General features: G+C 37.7%; 23 protein-coding genes. 1 reads left to right on the top strand and 22 read right to left on the bottom strand.

Features of this window, described 5'->3' with window-relative positions:
* Positions 1-102: 102 nt before the first annotated feature.
* The 12 genes from M3210_RS00990 to M3210_RS00935 all read right to left on the bottom strand — a co-directional run bounded on the left by M3210_RS00990 (position 103) and on the right by M3210_RS00935 (position 11,349).
* Positions 103-513, bottom strand: a complete 411-nt coding sequence (locus tag M3210_RS00990) for a DUF4430 domain-containing protein (protein WP_251510249.1) — start codon at positions 511-513, stop codon at positions 103-105.
* A gap of 31 nt (positions 514-544) precedes the next feature.
* Positions 545-2,308 carry an ATP-binding protein gene (locus M3210_RS00985; RefSeq protein ID WP_251510248.1) on the bottom strand — a complete coding sequence of 588 codons (1,764 nt, stop codon included), beginning with the start codon at positions 2,306-2,308 and terminating at the stop codon, positions 545-547.
* Positions 2,308-3,027 carry a response regulator transcription factor gene (locus M3210_RS00980; protein ID WP_251510247.1) on the bottom strand — a complete coding sequence of 240 codons (720 nt, stop codon included), beginning with the start codon at positions 3,025-3,027 and terminating at the stop codon, positions 2,308-2,310. Before M3210_RS00980 ends, M3210_RS00985 begins: the two co-directional genes overlap by 1 nt.
* Positions 3,028-3,205: 178 nt before the next feature.
* Positions 3,206-4,396: a c-type cytochrome biogenesis protein CcsB gene (gene ccsB, locus M3210_RS00975; protein WP_251510246.1), complete on the bottom strand. Its 1,191-nt coding sequence runs from the start codon at positions 4,394-4,396 to the stop codon at positions 3,206-3,208.
* A 45-nt stretch (positions 4,397-4,441) separates the two neighbouring features.
* On the bottom strand, positions 4,442-6,079 hold the full coding sequence (gene resB, locus M3210_RS00970; protein WP_251510245.1) for a cytochrome c biogenesis protein ResB: 1,638 nt from the start codon (positions 6,077-6,079) through the stop codon (positions 4,442-4,444).
* Positions 6,080-6,176: 97 nt separating this feature from the next.
* A complete protein-coding gene (gene resA, locus M3210_RS00965) occupies positions 6,177-6,749 on the bottom strand; it encodes a thiol-disulfide oxidoreductase ResA (RefSeq protein WP_251510244.1) in 573 nt (190 codons plus the stop codon).
* Between the two features lie 77 nt (positions 6,750-6,826).
* Positions 6,827-7,549 carry a pseudouridine synthase gene (locus M3210_RS00960; protein WP_251510243.1) on the bottom strand — a complete coding sequence of 241 codons (723 nt, stop codon included), beginning with the start codon at positions 7,547-7,549 and terminating at the stop codon, positions 6,827-6,829.
* A gap of 121 nt (positions 7,550-7,670) precedes the next feature.
* Positions 7,671-8,201 carry a spore maturation protein gene (locus tag M3210_RS00955; RefSeq protein ID WP_251510242.1) on the bottom strand — a complete coding sequence of 177 codons (531 nt, stop codon included), beginning with the start codon at positions 8,199-8,201 and terminating at the stop codon, positions 7,671-7,673.
* 2 nt (positions 8,202-8,203) lie between these two features.
* The gene (locus M3210_RS00950; protein ID WP_251510241.1) at positions 8,204-8,788 is read right to left on the bottom strand and encodes a nucleoside recognition domain-containing protein; all 585 of its coding nucleotides are present in this window, start codon (positions 8,786-8,788) and stop codon (positions 8,204-8,206) included.
* Positions 8,782-9,714 carry a D-alanyl-D-alanine carboxypeptidase family protein gene (locus M3210_RS00945; protein ID WP_251510240.1) on the bottom strand — a complete coding sequence of 311 codons (933 nt, stop codon included), beginning with the start codon at positions 9,712-9,714 and terminating at the stop codon, positions 8,782-8,784. The genes M3210_RS00950 and M3210_RS00945 overlap by 7 nt, the downstream gene beginning before the upstream one ends.
* Positions 9,715-10,000: 286 nt before the next feature.
* Positions 10,001-10,609 carry an SMC-Scp complex subunit ScpB gene (scpB, locus tag M3210_RS00940; RefSeq protein ID WP_251510239.1) on the bottom strand — a complete coding sequence of 203 codons (609 nt, stop codon included), beginning with the start codon at positions 10,607-10,609 and terminating at the stop codon, positions 10,001-10,003.
* A 2-nt stretch (positions 10,610-10,611) separates the two neighbouring features.
* Positions 10,612-11,349, bottom strand: a complete 738-nt coding sequence (locus tag M3210_RS00935) for a segregation/condensation protein A (protein ID WP_251510238.1) — start codon at positions 11,347-11,349, stop codon at positions 10,612-10,614.
* A gap of 147 nt (positions 11,350-11,496) precedes the next feature.
* Between M3210_RS00935 and M3210_RS00930 the strand changes: the two genes are divergently transcribed.
* Positions 11,497-11,592: a YjcZ family sporulation protein gene (locus M3210_RS00930; protein ID WP_251510237.1), complete on the top strand. Its 96-nt coding sequence runs from the start codon at positions 11,497-11,499 to the stop codon at positions 11,590-11,592.
* Between the two features lie 88 nt (positions 11,593-11,680).
* Here M3210_RS00930 and M3210_RS00925 read toward each other — a convergent pair whose 3' ends face one another.
* From M3210_RS00925 to M3210_RS00880, 10 genes are all read right to left on the bottom strand, one after another.
* The gene (locus M3210_RS00925; protein ID WP_251510236.1) at positions 11,681-12,040 is read right to left on the bottom strand and encodes a GNAT family N-acetyltransferase; all 360 of its coding nucleotides are present in this window, start codon (positions 12,038-12,040) and stop codon (positions 11,681-11,683) included.
* A gap of 187 nt (positions 12,041-12,227) precedes the next feature.
* On the bottom strand, positions 12,228-12,662 hold the full coding sequence (locus tag M3210_RS00920) for a peptidylprolyl isomerase (protein WP_251510235.1): 435 nt from the start codon (positions 12,660-12,662) through the stop codon (positions 12,228-12,230).
* A gap of 76 nt (positions 12,663-12,738) precedes the next feature.
* Positions 12,739-14,046 (bottom strand): diaminopimelate decarboxylase, encoded by a 1,308-nt coding sequence (lysA, locus tag M3210_RS00915; RefSeq protein ID WP_251510234.1) that lies wholly within the window; start codon positions 14,044-14,046, stop codon positions 12,739-12,741.
* Between the two features lie 125 nt (positions 14,047-14,171).
* The gene (locus M3210_RS00910) at positions 14,172-15,638 is read right to left on the bottom strand and encodes a spore germination protein (RefSeq protein ID WP_251510233.1); all 1,467 of its coding nucleotides are present in this window, start codon (positions 15,636-15,638) and stop codon (positions 14,172-14,174) included.
* Between the two features lie 22 nt (positions 15,639-15,660).
* A complete protein-coding gene (locus M3210_RS00905; protein WP_251510232.1) occupies positions 15,661-16,089 on the bottom strand; it encodes a stage V sporulation protein AB in 429 nt (142 codons plus the stop codon).
* A complete protein-coding gene (locus M3210_RS00900; protein WP_251510231.1) occupies positions 16,076-16,684 on the bottom strand; it encodes a stage V sporulation protein AA in 609 nt (202 codons plus the stop codon). Before M3210_RS00900 ends, M3210_RS00905 begins: the two co-directional genes overlap by 14 nt.
* 631 nt (positions 16,685-17,315) lie before the next feature.
* Positions 17,316-18,071, bottom strand: coding sequence for an RNA polymerase sporulation sigma factor SigF (sigF, locus tag M3210_RS00895; protein ID WP_251510230.1), 756 nt, complete (start codon positions 18,069-18,071; stop codon positions 17,316-17,318).
* Between the two features lie 11 nt (positions 18,072-18,082).
* A complete protein-coding gene (spoIIAB, locus tag M3210_RS00890) occupies positions 18,083-18,523 on the bottom strand; it encodes an anti-sigma F factor (protein ID WP_251510229.1) in 441 nt (146 codons plus the stop codon).
* Positions 18,520-18,873 (bottom strand): anti-sigma F factor antagonist, encoded by a 354-nt coding sequence (spoIIAA, locus tag M3210_RS00885; protein WP_251510228.1) that lies wholly within the window; start codon positions 18,871-18,873, stop codon positions 18,520-18,522. Before spoIIAA ends, spoIIAB begins: the two co-directional genes overlap by 4 nt.
* A 104-nt stretch (positions 18,874-18,977) precedes the next feature.
* Positions 18,978-20,156 carry a D-alanyl-D-alanine carboxypeptidase family protein gene (locus tag M3210_RS00880; RefSeq protein ID WP_251510227.1) on the bottom strand — a complete coding sequence of 393 codons (1,179 nt, stop codon included), beginning with the start codon at positions 20,154-20,156 and terminating at the stop codon, positions 18,978-18,980.
* Positions 20,157-20,188: the final 32 nt, after the last annotated feature.

The raw sequence follows: 20,188 nt of genomic DNA, 5'->3' as shown, positions 1-20,188 counted from the left end.
CAGTTTTTACCTACTTTATCAGAGAACACAATAACTTCCAATATGAATCCTTACATTATTTAAGAAATAAAAATCGAGCGGTGAATCCCACCGCCCGATTGATTATTGCAGATCTAGTACAATTTTCTCTCCTCCGCTAAGTATATAATCCTTAGCAGGTATATCAGAAAGTTCATCATTTACGAACAAATGCCAACTTGTATCTTCTTCTTCACTGACCTTCATTCGTTCAATGGAAGTAAGTTCATTGTTTTCATCGGTTTCAATGTAGAATGTTTGATCGAGAACTTCAAGTAGATTTGCTCCTTCTTCAATTTCGACTTGCTGCTCATTAATGAACTGCTGCCCATCGTACATGGAAATAGTTAGTCGTACAGCATTTTCCGGCACTTCCTCTGAACTATCAGTATCATTGGTACTGACAATAGGTGATGTATTTTCTTCATCACCACAGGCACTGAGCAATATTAAAATTAATAAGATAATAGTTGATTTGATGAACAATTTATTCATGTGCTTGTTTAAACCTCACTTTAATTCTTTTCTATTTAGTTTGAGGGATTGTAAAACTAAAGGTTGTTCCCTGTTCTATTTTACTTTTCACCCTAATTTTTCCTTGGTGGGCATGGATTATATTTTTAGCGATTGCAAGACCAAGACCTGTACCTTTTTTCTGTTTATTTCTTGTACGTGACTTATCTGCTTTATAAAATCGTTCAAAAACAAACGGTAAATCCTCTTCAGGAATACCACTTCCATTGTCAGCAATTTCTGCGCGGAATTCAGATTCATCACTTTCAACTGAAACGTGCACATACCCTTGTTCACCAATATGGCGGATTGCGTTATCAATCAAGTTGGTAAAAACTTGTTCCACTCGGTCTCCATCGAATGTTACCTCGCCTTTTTCAACTTTCATCGTAAGCTTCAGCTCTACTTGATTTTCTTCAGCAATTGGTTGAAATTTTTTTATGATTCTCTGGATATACTTTTCAATTTCTAATGTCTCTACGTTCAATTGAATATGTCCAGCTTCCATTCTTGCCAAATCCAATAACTCATTAACAAGTCTGCTCATCCTTAACGATTCGTCATGAATGATTGCCGCAAGTTCATTTTTATCTTCTTTTGTTTCAGCAACATCGTCGACAATTGCTTCACTGTAGCCTTGCAATAAAGATATTGGTGTACGCAATTCATGAGAGACATTTGCCACAAAGTCTTTCCGCAGCTTATCCAACTTTCTCTCTTCCGTCATATCCCTAATTACAGCTACCGCACCACGTACATGGTTTTCATCGTATAATGGAGTCATGAGCATAACATAATCTCTTCCTTGCATATGCATCTCCCGCACGATTTCAGATTCACCTTCAATAACTCTCTGCAATGCTTGTCTTAATTCATCTGGCAATTTCTGATTAAGATCTTTTGGATCAATATTGTTTTCAAAATACCAATCTTCAATATACTTTTCTGCAGGCGGATTAATAACGATCACATCTTCATTACGATTGAGCGTGATTACTCCGTCTGCCATTGAATTAACGATACTTGAAAGCTGCTCTTTTTCCTGATTCAATGCGTTAATGTGGTATTTTAATTGTCTCCCCATACGATTAAATTCACGTGCTAAATCACCGAGTTCATCGTGAGTCAACACTGGAACTTTTGTATTAAACTCACCTCTTGTCAAGTCTGCTGCTGCTTCACGCATTTTAATTAATGGTGAAGTAATCCTCGTTGAGAGGAAGACTGCAAAGAAAATAGTCAATACAATTGCAAAGCCTGCAGCTATAAGAATGATTCTCTGGGTTTCTGCTTTTGTTTGATTAATCACATCAAGTGATTGGTAGATAAATACCGCTCCCTCGTTTAGAAGCGGTTTACCCACTATAATCGCAGTCGTATCTTGTTCTGGTAGAACAACCAGTTCTTTCACTTCACGATTTAACGTAAAAACTTCCGATAGTTCTGGTTTGTTCTTGATCCAATACAAGCTGATATCACTCAATTCACTGTCAGTGCTAGTTGATAACCAATAGTCACCCGTAGGATACAGAATTGCGATACGAGCGGAAGGATCTTTAAATAGTTCAGCAGATTCTTGGATAAAAGTACGATTATCTTGCTGATCAATAATCGTCGCAACCCTCGAAGCGGTTTCCAACATAGTTGCTTCCGCTTCATGGATATAAAAATTTTCAAAGAACTGCATTAACAGTAAGGAGAGAATAAATAAAACAAAGAAAACTAGAAGAATAATCGTTAATGCCAATTTAATGACAATATTATTGCGCCAGACCATTATTCTCCCTCAACAACTTCAAATTTATAACCTACACCCCAAACAGTAACAATCATTTTTGAAGCCTTCTCTGAGACAGAACTCAATTTCTCTCTAAGTCGCTTCACATGAGTATCAACGGTTCTTAGATCACCAAAAAACTCATACTGCCATACTTCTTTTAATAAGGTTTCTCGTGTAAATACTTTATCGGGAGATTTCGCTAAAAAGCATAACAGTTCGTATTCTTTCGGAGTTAAATTCACTTCTTGATCATCTGCAGTTACCCGATGAGCATCGTAATCAATAGTTAAGTGAGGATATACGAGGACATCCCTGGCCGAACCATCTGCATTAGTAAATGTAGAAGTACCGACTCTCCGAAGAATTGCTTTAATTCTTAATACAACCTCTCTTGGACTAAATGGTTTAACAATATAGTCGTCGGCCCCAACCTCGAATCCTTGAACTCGATTGGATTCCTCTCCTTTTGCCGTCAACATAATAACCGGAGTTGTTTTATGCTTTCTTAGTTCTTCACATACCTCTATACCATCCATTTCCGGCATCATTAGATCAAGAATAATACAATCATAATCTTCCTCTAAAGCCATTTCTAATGCGTCATGGCCGTTATCAGCTTCATCAATAATATAATTTTCCCTTTCTAGATACATCCTGACCAATCTGCGTATTCTATCTTCATCATCTACAACTAATATTTTTAAGTCCTTTTCCATTCATAAACCCCCTATAAACTCTATTCCATCATTCAAAATTTAGTAGGAAAGTAAGAACATTCAATAATCCATATCCTATTCCATTATCTATTATTATAAATGAATATAGTAAAAAAGTATAAGAAAAGAGACAAGGCGGCAGCATTCCGTAGAATAGCGCTTTGTCTCTTCCATTTATTTATGCATAAGAATGTAAACCTGCAAGTACCAGATTAACTACAATAAGGTTGAACATTATAATACCGAAACCTACTACAGCAAGCCATCCTGATTTTTCACCATGCCAACCTCTGGATAATCGTAAGTGGAGAAACGCTGCATAGAAGAACCAAGTTATCAATGCCCATACTTCTTTCGGGTCCCAGCCCCAGAATCTTCCCCAGGCGATTTGTGCCCAAATAGCTGCAAATATGAGGCCTCCTAAAGTGAATATAGGGAATCCGATAGCAACTGCCCGGTACATAATTTCATCTAAAAGATCTGCTTTTACATTTCTCAATAATGGTTGTAATGCTGCTCCTACACGTTTTCTTAATATAAGAACGGTTAATAGATAAATAATTGTTCCACTAAATACCGACCAAATAACGGTATTAAATTTCCTTCCAGCATCCGCACCTTGCATCCAAGTCGGTGCTTCAAACCAAGGCTCCATAACCTCTTCAGTAATTAAGACTCCATTATTCGGAGCCGCAATTGCCGGTAAGTGGTATTCAGTAGTAACCATTTGCGTTCCTTCCTGATACTCAAAAGTAGCCTTATATCCCATTATATTAAATACTGTAGTTATAACGATAAAGCCTATAAATAGGAATGCTGTATAAAGAATAACCTCCAGCCAAGTATTTTTACTCGTACGTTTTGACTGATCAATTTCCTTTATTAAATACATCAACCCGGCAACAAAACTAATAAATAAAATACCTTGTCCAATTGCCACTGTTGAAACATGAATATATAACCAGTGGCTATTCAAAGATGGTACAAGTGGAGCAACTTCCGATGGAAACATACTTGCATATGCGATGATCAACATTGCAATCGGTAATGCAAATAGTCCTAAAAAGCTAAGTCGATACATAAAATAGATAATGATAAATGCCAGGATCATTGCCATTCCTAAGAAAGTTACAAATTCAAACATATTGCCTAATGGTGCATGTCCACTAGACATCCATCTTGTGATAAAATATCCAAAATGGGATAAGAAACCTAGTATAGTTATCGTGATTGCGATATTCCCTGATATTCCTTTTTTCTTTACTTTACTATCTTTTTGGCGAATGGTCGCCCCAAAGAATAGCGTCGCTATTAAATATAAAATAAAAGCAGCATATAACAAATTGCCACTAAGACTTACTAAATCCATCAAAACACCCTCCTAAAGAAGTTAGTGGACTAGACAAATAGGTAGTTATTTGTCTAGTTCTTGTCTATCTTCAACCATTTTTATATTCGTTTGCTCAATAGCTTTCTCTATATCTTTTGATAAACCGAACCAGTTTTTATTTGTATGTCCAGCCAGCAAGACTCCATCAGCTTTTGGATGAATCCAAACTCTTCGATGTTGCCAATACATACCTTGGATGACACCAATCATGAAAATTGCAGCACCAATACCAAAGAATATAAGTGTACGGTCGACTCTTAACGTCAGTCCACTAACATAATGGGTATCAAAATCTTGTATTGCAACTTTATAATCATTTTCTCCCGTCGCATCGATATTTCTACCAATTCCTAAGAAACTCACTTCCGGCTCAGATGCATCTGGTGGATAAACGACTACGACAAATGCTGGGTTTCTAGGGTAATTGGTTTCAGATGCTGGTACTCCTTCATCCGTTAAATAATAGTCAGGATAATATTGATCAAGCACTACTCGGAAACCGCTGTCTAATATGTATTCGGATTCCGGGTTAAATAAATCGATTGTAAATGAGTCAATGGCAGTTGCTTCTTCATCATTTGTTTCATGAATTTTAAACGTCATACTTCGAAATTCATTCTGCTGATACCCCGACTGATATAACGTATAGCCATCAAATTTTGCAGGTTTATTCATTTGAATAGAATCATCTAAAATAGGTTCTAGTTCTGGTTCTGCACCTGGGATGTCTTGTTTAGCCTTATAAATCACAACATCGGTTTGGTAATTGCTTGCTACCATTCCACCTGAAGCAATAGCATCCCTAAAACGATCATCATCTGGGTCATGCATTTCTAATAAGAATTGTTCATTTTCAATATAATACTCACCTTTTGTACCAGGGATGACAATAGTCTCCCCTTCTCTTACCCAGACATATTCGTCTGTAAACATAATTGGTGTCGTACGTAAAATTGCTGCAAGCAGTATGATAATTAGCCCAATATGATTGACATACGGACCCCATCTTGAGAATCTTCCCTTTTCCGCAAGAATATGTCCGTTCTCTTCAGTAATTTTATAACGTTGTTTCTTCAACTTTGCTTTAACTTGTTCTATTTCTTCCTGAGATACTTTTTCGGTCTCACTGTAGAAACGTTGTCTATTAAGAAAAGTTTCATGTCTCTTAGGTTTTTGAATTCTCAATGCTTTATATAATGGTATAAAGCGATCAAGACTGCAAATAACTAATGATACACCAATCAAACCTAATAAAACTAAATACCACCATGAATCGTACATTTCATGGAATCCTAGTTGATAATAAATTTTACCGATTAATCCAAATTGATCTTCATAATAAATTGCTGGGTCACGTGATGTTGCATTTGCCGGAATAAATTGCGATTGCGGAAACAATGTTCCAATCATTGATGCAACTAATGCAACGACAATCAGCCAAACCCCTACTTTCACAGAAGAGAAAAAACTCCAAACTTTATCGATAAATGATTTCCGATATGTCTGCGAACGACGAGCGGTACCTTCATAACGCATGTTAAGGAGCATCTTTTTATCATTTCCATCGATATGCTGGTTGCCTTCAATCGGTTTTCCGCATGCTTCACAAAGTACCGTTCCCTCTGGATTCACATGCCCACATTCACACTTAATCTTATTCATTTGCATCCCTCTCAGTTGTTCATATCAAACTTGGAATAGACTTATCACTTAAGCATCCATTTGATAGAATAATAAGCTAAGCTAATTACAAGCTCCTTTACTCGGGCGTAATTTCGTTCAAATAACCTTCCAATAAATCTAAGGTTAACGCCCCATTTACTATATCCTTTATCTCACCATCAGGGCTAATGAAAAATGTACTTGGAATTGGACCAACTTTATATAAATCCCTAATTTCTCCATTGCGATCATGAGGAATAGGGAATGTCAGATCATAACGATCGATAAACTGGTCAACGACAAGTTCTGTACTATCCAGACTTACAGCAACAATTTCTACACCTTTCTCCTTATATTCAGGATATAATTCCTGCATATAGGGCATCTCTGCTTCACATGGTTTACACCATGTAGCCCAAAAGTTCAGCATTACTCCTTTACCTTCCAAATCACTTAAGCGAACCGTCTCCAATTCGTTATTATCACTAATCTGCTGCAATTGAAAGTCTGGTGCTTGATCTCCAGCCCTATACACCGTATTATCTTTTTGAAGATTAGTGACTATCGCAAAAATAAGTGCACCAACAAGTACTGCCAAAATAGCTCCTCTATATATCAGTCTGTTGCGTTTTTTCCTTTGCTTTTTTTGATGCGCTTTCTCTAAATTCAAGTAAATCACTCCCAGTGTATTATACCATTATCATACCGATGACCAATGGTAAATACTGTGTCTAAAATGGTACAATTTCATGTAGCTTTATTTCTGATTTGCTTCACTTCTTTCGGGGTCAACGCTCTAGTTTCACCAGGCACCAGACCATCCAAGGTGAGGTTGCCATACCTTTCCCTCTTAAGCTTTTGTACTGGATACCCGAGCGCTTCCATCATTCTTCTCACATGTCGATTTTTGCCCTCGATTAAAGTCAACTCTAATAACATGGAATTCTTTTTACGATCTACGGACAATATTTTGTACCGAACCGCTTTTAGCAAATCCCTATCTGACTTCACACCTTTTCTAAGCTGAGCGAGCTCTTCTTTACTTGGTATTCCCCGGAGCTTTGCAACATAGACCTTTTCGACTCCATGACTAGGGTGCATCAGTAGATTTGCAAACTCCCCGTCATTTGTTAACAGTATAAGACCTGAACTGTCATAGTCGAGACGGCCAATCGGGTAAATCCTTTCTTCAACTTCCGGGAAAAAATCAAGTACTGTTTTCCTGCCTTTATCATCTTTGACGCTCGAGATGACACCTCTCGGCTTGTACAACATGTAATATACTGGAGCCTCCTTTTCAAGAGGTACACCATCCACTTCAATTTCATCTTGAGGACCCACTTTAGTTCCTAAAGTGGTTACGATCTGATTATTTACTTTAACCTTACCTTCTACAATCAATTGTTCTGCTTTCCTTCTAGACGTAAGGCCACTTTGTGCAATCACTTTTTGTAGTCTTTCTTCCGCCATTTCATCATCATCCTATAATTTATTTTATTTCGATACACCAGCTCGTAACAATTCATTGGAATGAGTTCTTTTTAATAAAACAATAATAGCGTTTAATGTACATTAAACGCTACAAATTAGCTTATCCAAATACGAGTGTAACTATCACAATCGAAACAATTATACCAACCAAATCCGCTAATAGTCCAACCTTAAGTGCGTATCGCATTCTTTTGATTCCGACCGCACCAAAATAAATTGTCAATATATATAACGTGGTATCCGTGCTTCCTTGCATAGTGGAAGCGACTCTCCCAATAAAAGAATCAGGGCCATAGGTTTGAATCAATTCAGTTGTCATACCGAGGGCGGCTGTACCTGAAATCGGTCGTATTAATGCGAGGGGCAGGACTTCTGGTGGAAATCCCAATAAAGTCAGGACAGGTGCCAGGAGGCCTATCAAAGCATCTAATGCACCAGAACTTCGTAAAATGGTGATAGCTACAATCATACCTACTAAAAAAGGAAGTAAAGAAAATGCCATCTTGACACCTTCCTTTCCTCCTTCAACAAACAATTCATAACTGGGAAGTTTTTTCCAGGATGCTGTAACTAACACAATTAGTAGAAAACAAGGTATAAACCACATGCTGAGTGTTGTCATCCAACTCATAGCTATTTCCTCCGAGACTCTTTTTTATAGTAGTACCTGTCGATCAACACAGCACTTGTGACACCAGCAAGGGAAGCTATTAATGTAGTTGCGACGATTTCGGTTGGAGAAGTGGAATTATATTGCATCCGAATCGCAATGACTGTCGTTGGTATTAGTGTGAGACTGGAAGTATTTATTGCCAAAAAGGTAATCATCGACCGAGAAGCGACATCAGAACCACTTAACTTTTTCATTTCTTGCATCGCCTTTATTCCCAAAGGTGTTGCAGCGTTTCCTAATCCAAAAAAGTTTGCAGTGAAGTTGGAGAGAATATAGCCCATTGCCGGATGGTCTTTTGGTATTTCAGGAAAAATTTTAACAATCATCGGTCGCATGATTTTGGTGATAACTTTTAAAATCCCCGCGGCTTCTGCAATTTTCATTACACCAAGCCAGAATACTAGAATACTAATTAAACCTATCGATAATGTAACTGCTTCACCTGCGCTCTCAATAATTGCTTTATTGACTTCGTTCATCGTCCCATTGAATATAGCAAACAGGATGCCAAAAATTATCATACATGCCCAAATTAAGTTTACCATGGTTCGATCCCTACCATTTTCCGGAAGACAGAAGAGAGAGATGACATAAGTCGGTTGTTCGGTTCCTGAACAAACGCCGTATCATCAAACTCTGAATCATTTAACTTTAATTCTTCACCTTCTTTATCATTCCTTTCATCCAATTCATCAAAGCCCCATTCAAAGAGTGAAATATGATCGTTCCAATCATTTGGTCCATTTAAGGTTACAGCAATCAAAGAGTTTCCATCCTTTTCTGCAGTTGTCACCAATGTTCTGCCCGTCCGTCTTGTATATCCTGTCTTTCCTCCGGAGGCATGGGAGTAGTAACCTGTGACAAGTTTATGTTTATTCCGCCAACTATACGATCGATTTTCCGATAAATAGCTTACTGCTCCACTAATCTCTTTGAAATGTTCATTATTCATTGCTTCTTTTGTTAAAATTGCCATATCATACGCACTGGAATAATGTTCTTCGTCATCCAAACCATGAGGATTTTTGAAGTTGGTGTTGTCCATGCCAAGCCATCTTGCCTTTTCATTCATTAAATAGACAAACCCCTCTTCACTTTCACCTATGTGCTCAGCTATAGCAACTGCTGCATCATTACCAGAACGTAGCATCAAACCGTATACAAGATCTTTAATTTTAATTTTTTCACCTTGCTCTAAGTAAATCGATGAGCCTTCGGTATAAACAGCTTTTCTCGATACAGTCGTTGTTTCCTCCATTTTGCCGGATTCAATAGCAAGAATTGCTGTCATGATTTTAGTTATACTCGCAATAGGACTTTCTTCAAAAGCTTCTTTTTCAAATAATATTTCACCCCGTTCCGCATCCATTAATATTGCATGTTCTGCAGAAACATCTGGGGCAGCCTGTCCACTTCCAAGGAATAAGAAAAACAGCGAAACGCTTGTTAAAATTCCCAACACTACTCGCATGCCAATAATCCTCCTAGCTTCGTTCTCTAATTCATTCTATGCAACGAGGATTTCCTTATATGCAAAGGAATTTGTTTTCGCAGATGATTATAAGTCGGAAATCGATGACTTTTTAATAGATGTATTGTAGTGCTATTTATTATGTATATTAAGTTAGATTGTAACGTTGGGCTGTAGTCAGAACGAAGGGAAGAGACTTTACTGAGGTTTACAGAGGGAAAATATGGGGTGACTCCAATGAAAAGGCCATGTAAGAAAGGCTTGGCCTTCATAAAAGGAGTCTATTTTAATTATTTTCAAAAGGATTATCATTGTTATCCATCTCATCATTAAATTTTTCAAAGAATAAATCGACTTCCTGACTATTCATGTCTTCCTCATCGGACTCAGGTAAAGGTGGCAGCTCTTCAAGCGAAGTTAATCCAAAATAAGTCAAAAAATCTTTTGTTGTACGGAATAATATAGGACGACCCACTGTTTCTTTTCTTCCCATTTCCTCGATGAGCGAGCGATTAATCAAAGTTTGTACAGGACCATCACTCTTGACTCCTCTGATTTCTTCAATCTCAGCACGGGTAATTGGTTGCCTGTAAGCAATAATTGCAAGGGTCTCCAGTGCCGCCTGTGACATTTTATTTGTTTGTGGTGTCTCCAATAATTTTTTGAAGTACTCACTATGTTCTGGTTTTGTTGTAAGATGCAAAGCATCATTTGCTTCCATGATAAGAAGTCCTCTATTTGTATTTTCGTAATCATATTTCAACTCTTCGATAATATGGGTTGCAGTTGCTTCTGATATATCCAGCACTTTACACAATTGTTTAATGGTGATTCCTTCATCTCCAGACGCAAAAAGCAATCCTTCGATTACGGCTTTATAATGACCTATTTCCACTTTCATTCCTCCATTGCATACAAATATAACGTATCAAAATGCTTTGTTTGTTTGCAGTATACCTGTTTTTCCTTCATCAGCTCCAGTAGCGCTAGAAAAGTAACGACAATATGAGACTTGGAAGGAACAGTAAACAGTTCATCAAATCGTACTCCACTTTTTGCACGTTTAACGATTGTAAGCACGTCGCGCATTCTTTCATCAATCGGAATCTCTGCCCGTTGTACTTTTGTATCTAATGGCTCGTTCCACTTTTTTCTTTCAAGCATTTTTCCAAGTGCACCGATCATATCATAAATCGTTACATCCCCTGGAACAACAGGTGGCTTCTCGATAAGTAAGTCTTTAAAGCCCATTGGGGGGCGAGTATAAGTATGTGTCGCCTCTCCTTCTTTTTCTTTTAGCTTTTCTGCCGCTTCTTTGAACTTACGATACTCAATCAAGCGCTGCATTAACTCTTCTCTGGGATCTTCCATATATTCGTCTACTTCTTCTGTCACTTCCTGTTTAGGTAAAAGCATTTGACTTTTAATGGCAACAAGGGTTGCAGCCATTACAAGATATTCACTTGCGATATTTAACTCCAATTTTTCAAACGTATAAATATATTCCATGTATTGTTTTGTGATTTCTGCTACTGGAATATCGTAAATATCAATTTCATATTGCTTAATTAAATGAAGCAATAAGTCAAGAGGACCTTCAAATTGCTCTAACTTCACCTTATAAGCTTCTTGCATTGTCCTCAACCTTTCTAAAAATCTCTTTAAAAATTTCAGTAATCTGCCCAAACAAATTTCCACGGTGTACATAAGCTATATCGTAAGTAAAGTCAAAAAGCATTACTGACTTGATTACCTATGTATCAAATAAGGGAGGTTTAAGTTATGAGTGGTGGTTACGGTGGCGGCTTCGCAGGAGGCTTTGCTCTAATTGTCGTGCTGTTCATACTTTTAATTATCGTAGGGGCAGCATGGTTCTAAACCATGTAATGTAATTCATTACTAGCATTAAGGTTGACTGCGATTAAAGCAGGTGTAAAAGCCAGCCCAGTATTGGGGCTGGCTTTTACTAGTTTTCAGCATTACATTTTTCGTAAAATTGTCTTATCTGTTCACTAGGATAGACGATATACTTTTCGCTATATAATCGTTTGATTTCCTGAACTAATTTTTTTCCAATCCCCAAATTCCGATGCGATGGGTTGACAGACAAGTCTTGGATTACAGCATGAATTCCATCCTCTATCCTGAGGCCTATAGCCCCCAGTATATCCTCATCATTTCTCCATAAATATAAATGCCAATCCGGATTTGTTTCATACTCTTTAATGTATTGCTGGAGCTTTTTTACATCCTTTTTGTCATCCGGCATAAAGGATAATAAGCCCATAGCAATTTTCTCCATATTTTTCTTATAACGAATTAACATATTAACCCCTCATTAATCTACTAAGATTCATCTTGAGTTCATTATAATGGATAACTGCCTTCTAGACATATATATATTTATGGCACTTTAATTTAAGTTTGTCAAATGAAATAAGTGGATGGAGCTCTTCAGTATCAAGTTCTGCCTATTTCAATTAGGAAACAACACAATTATACGAAATTTGAAATTATTCTGCTACTCGAACTTCTTTCATGACATCGCCATTCTTCATACTTCTCGCGATGTCCAATCCTGATGTAATTCTTCCGAAGACAGTATGTACACCATCCAAGTGCGGCTGTGGCTCATGTACTAAGAAAAATTGGCTTGAACCAGTATCTTTACCTGCATGCGCCATGGAAAGTGCTCCAGCTTCATGCTTATGCGGATTACCTTCCGTTTCACATTTGATCGTCTTACCGCTGCCTCCTGCACCTGTACCAGTAGGATCTCCTCCCTGGCTTACAAATCCAGGAATTACTCGGTGGAACGTCACTCCATCATAGAAGCCAGAATTGGCAAGTTCTTCAAAGTTTTTTACCGTGTTTGGTGCTTCTTCCGGGAAGAATTCCAACTCTATTCTTTCCCCGTTTTCCATTAAAATATAGCCTGTTTTAGCCATGCATAAACGCTCCTTTATAATTTCATTATCTTGTATAGTTTACCATTACAAGCAGTCCTTGAAAAGAAATCTCCTTTTATTCATAGGATAAATCATTTTTAATAATATCTTCAGCCGTTTCTCTCTTTACTACAAGTTTGTCTGTCCCATCCTCAACAAATACCACTGCGGGTTTGGCCAAGCGGTTATAATTACTTGCCATTGCGTATCCGTAAGCTCCTGTTGCAAAGACAGCCAATATGTCTCCAGGCTCTGTTTCTGGAAGTGGCAGATCCCAAATGAGCATATCTCCAGATTCACAAGCTTTCCCAGCGATAGAGGCTTTTTCAATTGGCTTTACTGTAGCTTTATTCGCAATGACTGCTTCATACTTCGCTTCATAAAGAGCCGGACGAATATTATCCGCCATTCCACCATCCACAGAAATATAATTTCTAATTCCAGGGATCTCTTTAGAAGACCCAACTGTATACAATGATACTCCTGCGTTGCCGACAATAGATCTTCCTGGTTCAATCCATATTTCCGGCATTAAAATGTTTAATCGCTCACTATTCTTCTTAACTGCCTCGACTATCTCATCAACGTACACATTATATTCTAGAGGATTGTCAATCTCTGTATAGCGGATTCCATATCCACCACCAAGATTTAAAACTTGCGGTTTAAAACCATCCCTATCTAACCACTTTTCAATCTGTTCAAACAAAAGATCTACAGCGACTTTGAATCCTTCTGTCTCAAATATTTGCGAACCAATATGACAATGTAGACCCTTCAGACGAATATGTTTATGATTGTGAAGTAGCTGGAAAGCTTGATCAGCTTGACCATTGACGATATTGAATCCAAATTTGGAGTCTTCATTCCCAGTCATGATGTATTGATGAGTGTTTAGTTCCACTCCTGGCGTCACACGAAGGAGAACATCCATTGTTTTTCCTTCTTGCTGAAGAAGCTCCTCAAGAAGCTGGATTTCGTAAAAATTATCAATTACAATACAACCGATTTGGTGATCGATCGCCATCTTTAATTCATGCCGACTTTTATTGTTTCCATGCATATGAATGCGTTCTGATGGAAATCCAGCTTCCAGCGCAGTGAATAATTCACCTTGCGATACGACATCAAGGCATAATCCTTCTTGATTAGCGACTTGAACCATAGCAATACAAGAGAAAGCTTTACTTGCGTATGCTACTTTTGCTTTAACGTCGAGGTTTTCGAAAGCTTTGATGAAGCTTCTAGCATTTTTACGAATGATTCCAACATCATAAACATAAAGTGGGGTTCCATACTTTTCAGCAAGTGTCAAACTATCCACACCGCCAATCACTAAGTTACCCTTATCATTTGTGCTAAACGGATGATGATTAATTATCATAATTTGGTTTCCCCCAGTTTCCGATTTAGTAAAATATAGATTACTTTATCATATTAAAGAGGAAAACAAAAGGACAATGCTTAAAAAAACTTGAAAGCGAACACTATTCCTGTTCGCTTTCAAGTTTATTTGACAGGTTGTCGATAATTATTTTTAGGATGAACAATACTTGGTCGCGTATTTGAATATGGAACTGGAATCCGGAATATTATATGGAGCAACGCGGTTGGATTAAATGGAATTACCGGCCAAAAATATGGAGTTTTCAACGATTTTCTAGATACGACAAATAGTACGATCAATGTAATTCCAATGACAAACCCAGCTACATCAAAAATTGCCGTGGTAATTAGTAAGAAATACTTTGCCAGCTTATTCGCTGTACCCAGTTCATAACTTGGCGTTACATAAGCTCCTACTGCTGCTATTGCTACATAGAGGATGACCTCTGCAGTGAACAGCCCTACATCGATGGCGATCTGACCAATTAAGACTGCTGCAATTAAACCCATTGCAGTAGATAAGGGCGTAGGAGTATGAACAGCTGCCATACGAAGAAATTCAATACCAATATCTGCAAGAATTATTTGTATGACAATCGGAATATTACCTTCATCATTTGGTCCGATAAAAGAAATTGCTTTTGGTAGCAATTGTGGTTCTATAACAAATAGTAACCATAAAGGTAGTAAAAATAACGATGCGAATACTGCTAGAAATCTAATCCATCTAACAAATGTCCCGAATACAGGAGATTGGCGATATTCCTCCGCATGGTGCAAATGATGGAAATACGTGGTCGGGAGAATAATGAGACTTGGCGAGGAGTCCACTGTCACTAATACATGTCCTTCCAGTAAATGATTGGCTGCAACATCTGGTCTCTCTGTATAGCGTACAAGCGGAAAAACATTCCACTTTCTTTCAACAATAAATTCCTCTAATGATTTATCTGCCATTGAAAGGCCGTCTATTTCAACCTCCTTAATACGCTTTTTAATTAAATCCACAAGACCTTCACTCGCTATATCCTCTATATAACTGATACATACATCTGTTTTCGAACGCTCACCGACCTTCATCATTTCATTACGTAATCTAGCATCCCGTAATCTTCTTCTTGTTAATGCAGTATTTTCAACAATATTTTCCGTATAGCCATCTCTCGATCCGCGAATGACTTGTTCTGTATCAGGTTCTTCAGGTGATCTTCCTGGATAACTTCTTGAATCGATGGCAAAAGACTCATCGTATCCATCAACAAAAATCACGATTAAGCCCGATAGTAGTTCATCGACGGACTCATCTAATGTTTTTAGCTTAGTTACCTGTTGATGAACTAACCTATTCGTTAAGATTGCTGGAACTTCCTCTTTATTTCTTTCGCGTTCATTAAGATTCAATAATTCTTTTATTATTTCTTGAACATTGCCTCCATCACATAATCCATTAACAGAATAAAGTTGTATCTTTCTTTCTAATATGATAAGTTCTCTAAATTCAACATCATAGGAAACGCCCAAACCTAAGCGTTTCCGCATATATTCCTCGTTTTTCTTCAATTCATGATAAACACGTATTTTATTACCCATCCTATTCAACTCCAGATAGTCACTAAACTGTAACAAAATATAACCATTGAAATAGTGAACCAATTATTTTTCCAAACATTACGGCCATCAGTAGCCATAATAAAAAACCATCGACCCGAACACGTCTTAATAGAATTGGAAATACATTTAGTATCTCTGTCAGCGCTGCTGCAAGCATTCCATTGAATACTCCATGGAAGAGCCCCCATAATACAAGCAGGAGAATTGGCTCGCTCCAACTCACATCAAAGAATGAGAGATAAGTACCAAAGATCAAACCGAGAATGATGCTTGCAATATATACTTTTATCAATTTTTCTGTTTTGCTTAATTGAATTAAACGTGGAATGATTCTCAGCACGGTGATGAATGCTACAAACCCGGTCCCTACTACAATTCCACCACTGAAACCAACAAATATCTGAATGAGGTATAGACTAACTTCTTTCATCTATCCTGTTCTCGTGCAATATTAAATATTGATCTACATCAGCCTGATAATTCTCAATTTCCACCTCTAAGGGACTCGGTTCTTCATTAAAACGTTTGTTGAACCAGTGGTTGAAAAACAATAAGGTTCCAATACCTAATCCAAGAGAATATGGAACCTGGATCCAAAGAGGGAATTCATTCTCTACCCCAGTCAATATATAATGCAGCTTTTGCTGCACTTCTTGCATGCTTACATCATAATGGAAATTCATAATTGTCATCGCTGTTCCAATAAATAATAAAATCCAAATTACAACAGCAATGAATAAGTTTGCTTTTTTCTTTTTTGTCTCAATACGAATTACTGTCTGAGCTGGTCCAACTGATTGGACATCTAACTCCTTATACTCTGCCATCAACTCTTTAATAATTAAAAATGAGTCGATTACTATGATATTATTGTCTTTTTTGCTCATACGATAGATTGGTTTGTTTTCTAAAATGCTTTGTAATTCTTCAGGGGCTGCGATATAAGCAATATCTTTAAGATGCAAATGCTTATACTCCTGTAAATTTAAATTTCTTTTCATACGTAAATAGAGTGTTTTGGTCATCGCATCATCAACCTTTTAACTATCGTTTTTTTTAGTATGACAATATGAAAGGATTTTTATCCAGAAAAACTTTTTTAGTTTATTATATAAGGAGGATAATAAGTTGAGTGCTGATTAAGTAAATTCCGTGGATATCCTCTTCTCTTCGAAGTCCGCAGTCCAAACACCTCTAGCTTACCGCAGGGTCCCGTGAGCCTCCATCAGGAGGCTCGGGGTATTTGGACTGCTACCTGCTAAGGCTAAATTAGGTACATTGAATTATGAAGAAATTCACAGCATATTTATAGAGTAATCCGCCGTGTGATTCGATTGTTTGATATAGGATTTATGCAAAAGTATTAATAAATATTTGAATTCCATTTATTCAATGCACCAAATAACATATTTCCTGGGAGCAGCCCACGATACACCGGAGACTCCTGTGGGAGGATAGGCAGAGGTGGGACCCCGCAAGGCGCTTACGCTGAGGAGGCTCACCAGCCGCCCACAGAAAGCAGAGGTGTATCGGGGGCTGCGGACCTTCAGAAGAGACTCCCCCAATTACTTTGTGAGCAATTTGTATTGTCCTTGCAAGAGGATTTTTGCTTAAATAAAAAAGCAACAAGGAAATGATTTCCTTGCTGCTTGATTGTTATACACCTAAGTATTCCTTTATTTCTTGTAATAGTTTCTTCTCTATCCTAGAGACTTGAACTTGAGATATTCCTAAGCGTTCTGCCACTTCGGTTTGTGTTTGATCCTTATAATAACGTAGATAAACAATAAGGCGTTCCCTTTCATCCAAATGCTGAATCGCTTCTTCCAATGATAGTTTTTCAAACCACTTCGAATCTTCTATTGAGATTTGGTCGAGTAATGTTATTGGGTCACCATCATTCTCAAAGACTGTCTCATGTATGGATTGAGGTGTTCTTGCCGCCTCTTCGGCATGGATAATTTCTTCTGCTGGAATATCCAATTCCTTTGCCATTTCATTTACCGTCGGCGATCTCCCGAGTTTCTTCGTTAGGGAGTCTTTAGCCCTTCTAATCTTATTGCCTGTCTCTTTTAACGTTCTGCTGACCTTAACACTACCATCGTCACGAATGAAACGCTGAATTTCCCCAATTATCATTGGGACGGCATATGTGGAAAAACGAACATCATAGGATAAATCGAACTTATCAATGGATTTGATCAAACCAATACTTCCAATTTGAAAGAGGTCGTCTGGATCATAACCGCGATTAATAAACCGCTGCACTACAGACCATACAAGCCGAACGTTTTGTTCAACTAAAAAATCTCGTGCTTCTTTATTACCGTTTTGGCTTTGCAATATTAGTTCTTTCACTTCTTCGTTCGTAAGCTTATGCTTACTTGATTCGGCTTTCATATTAAGATTCATCGGCATTCATCCTAATTATATACCGTTTTATTTTTAATTAACTGTTTGGACATTTCCAATATTGTACCCTTGCCCGGATGGGAAATGACTTCCACTTGGTCCATAAAATTTTCCATGATGGTGAACCCCATACCAGAGCGTTCCAACTCCGGCTTTGAAGTATATAATGGTTCACGAGCTGATTCAATATCTTCGATTCCAAGTCCATTATCTTCTATTCGAAGTTTGATTTCATAATCATCCACCGTACAAGTAATTTTGATAAAATGATCCGGCTCATTTTGATAACCGTGAATTATTGCATTCGTTACAGCTTCTGAGACCACGGTTTTAATTTCGGTCATCTCATCTACTGTTGGATCGAGCGGAGCGATGAACGATGCAACTGCAACTCGTGCAAAGGATTCATTTTCACTGACACTTAAGAATTCAAGTTGCATACTATTTTTCACGACGCCACCCCCAAAGTTTCCAATGCAAAGGATTCATTCTCCGCAAGTCGGATAATCTTAAACAAACCTGCCATCTCAAATAATCGTTTGATGGATGGTGAAACAGAGCAAACGACCATTTCACCACCAAGTTGCAACACCTCTTTATACCTCCCCAGAATAACCCCCAAACCAGAACTATCCATGAATGTTATACCATCCAAATTTAACAGGACATGTTTAACGGGATGTTGGTAGAGCATGTCTTTCCATTCTGAACGGAGAGATTCTGCTGTATGGTGATCTAGTTCCCCCGATAATCTTACAATTAGAACATCCTCCTTAACGGAAAACAAGGATTGTAGCCCCAAAATAATCTCCTCCTCTTTTATTCCTCACTCTATGTTTCTGTATTTCCTTAAACAATTCCTGCATCATGACAAAAGTAGTTGGTATTTTCTATAATTCGCGCTGTTTATTCGAAAACAGTCACTTCTTGCAATGAACGTTTTAATAATGTAAAGAATGATGCTTTTTCAATAGATTGTTCAACGGTTAATGGTGCTTCCATAATCAGTTCGTCACCATTTTTAACATATAGGGTTCCTACCTGATCACCTTTCTTGATCGGGAGTGTCAACTCTTCGTTTAACTCATATTCTGTTGTCAGATTTTCTGTGTCCTCCCCCTTGGCATGCAGGGTACTGATTTGTTGCGCGGTAACAATATTCGTTTTTTTCCTGTCACCTTTCACCATCGATATATCTGTTATTACATCTCCTTTATCAAAGAGCTTCTTCGTTTCAAAATGATTAAACGCATAATCAAGCATGGAAGAAACTGCAGCATTCCTCGTCTTTGAGTTGTCAAAGCCTAATACCACTGCAATAACCCGCATATCATTATTTTTCGCAGTTGCTGTTAAACAATATTTTGCTTCACTTGTATATCCCGTTTTTAATCCATCTACGCCTGGATAAAATCTTACTAATTTATTCGTGTTTACTAACCAAAATTCTTTATCTGTACCTTTTCTTAAATAGTCTTCATAAATGGAAGTATACTCCGTTACTTCTTCATGTTTTAATAGTTCACGGGCCATCATAGCCATATCATAAGCAGTACTATAGTGGTTTTCGGCCGGCAGTCCAGTCGTATTTTGGAAGTTTGTATTTTCAAGTCCCAACTCTTTCGCTTTTTCATTCATTTCTTTTACAAAGGCTTCCTCACTACCTGAAAGACGTTCTGCTAGAGCAACACTAGCATCGTTAGCAGAAGCAATGGCAATCCCCTTCAATAAATCTCCGACCATCATTTCTTCGCCCGCTTCCAAGAAAATTTGTGAACCACCCATAGATGAAGCATTTTCACTCACGCGGATTTTCTCATCTAATGACAAGCTGCCATCATCAATAGCCTCCATGATCAATAGGAGGGTCATAACCTTAGTCATGCTTGCTGGCGGCAATTTTTCATGTGGATCTTTATCAAATAATATGGTTCCGGTATCCTGTTCAATTAAAATAGCCGATTTTGCCTCTTCTGCAAGATTCGGTTGATTATTCTCTTCCGACGCTGCGCTGACCTCTAGTAAAGGAGCAAAACTAGTAAATAGTAAAAAACAGATCCCCATAACTATCCTGCTTTTATTCATAGATTTACCTCCAAAAATGTAGTATAGAAATA

Origin of the sequence: Oceanobacillus luteolus (assembly GCF_023715655.1) — a bacterium.
GTDB classification, from domain to species: Bacteria; Bacillota; Bacilli; order Bacillales; family Amphibacillaceae; genus Oceanobacillus; species Oceanobacillus luteolus.
This window is presented reverse-complemented; position numbering and strand designations above follow the sequence as displayed.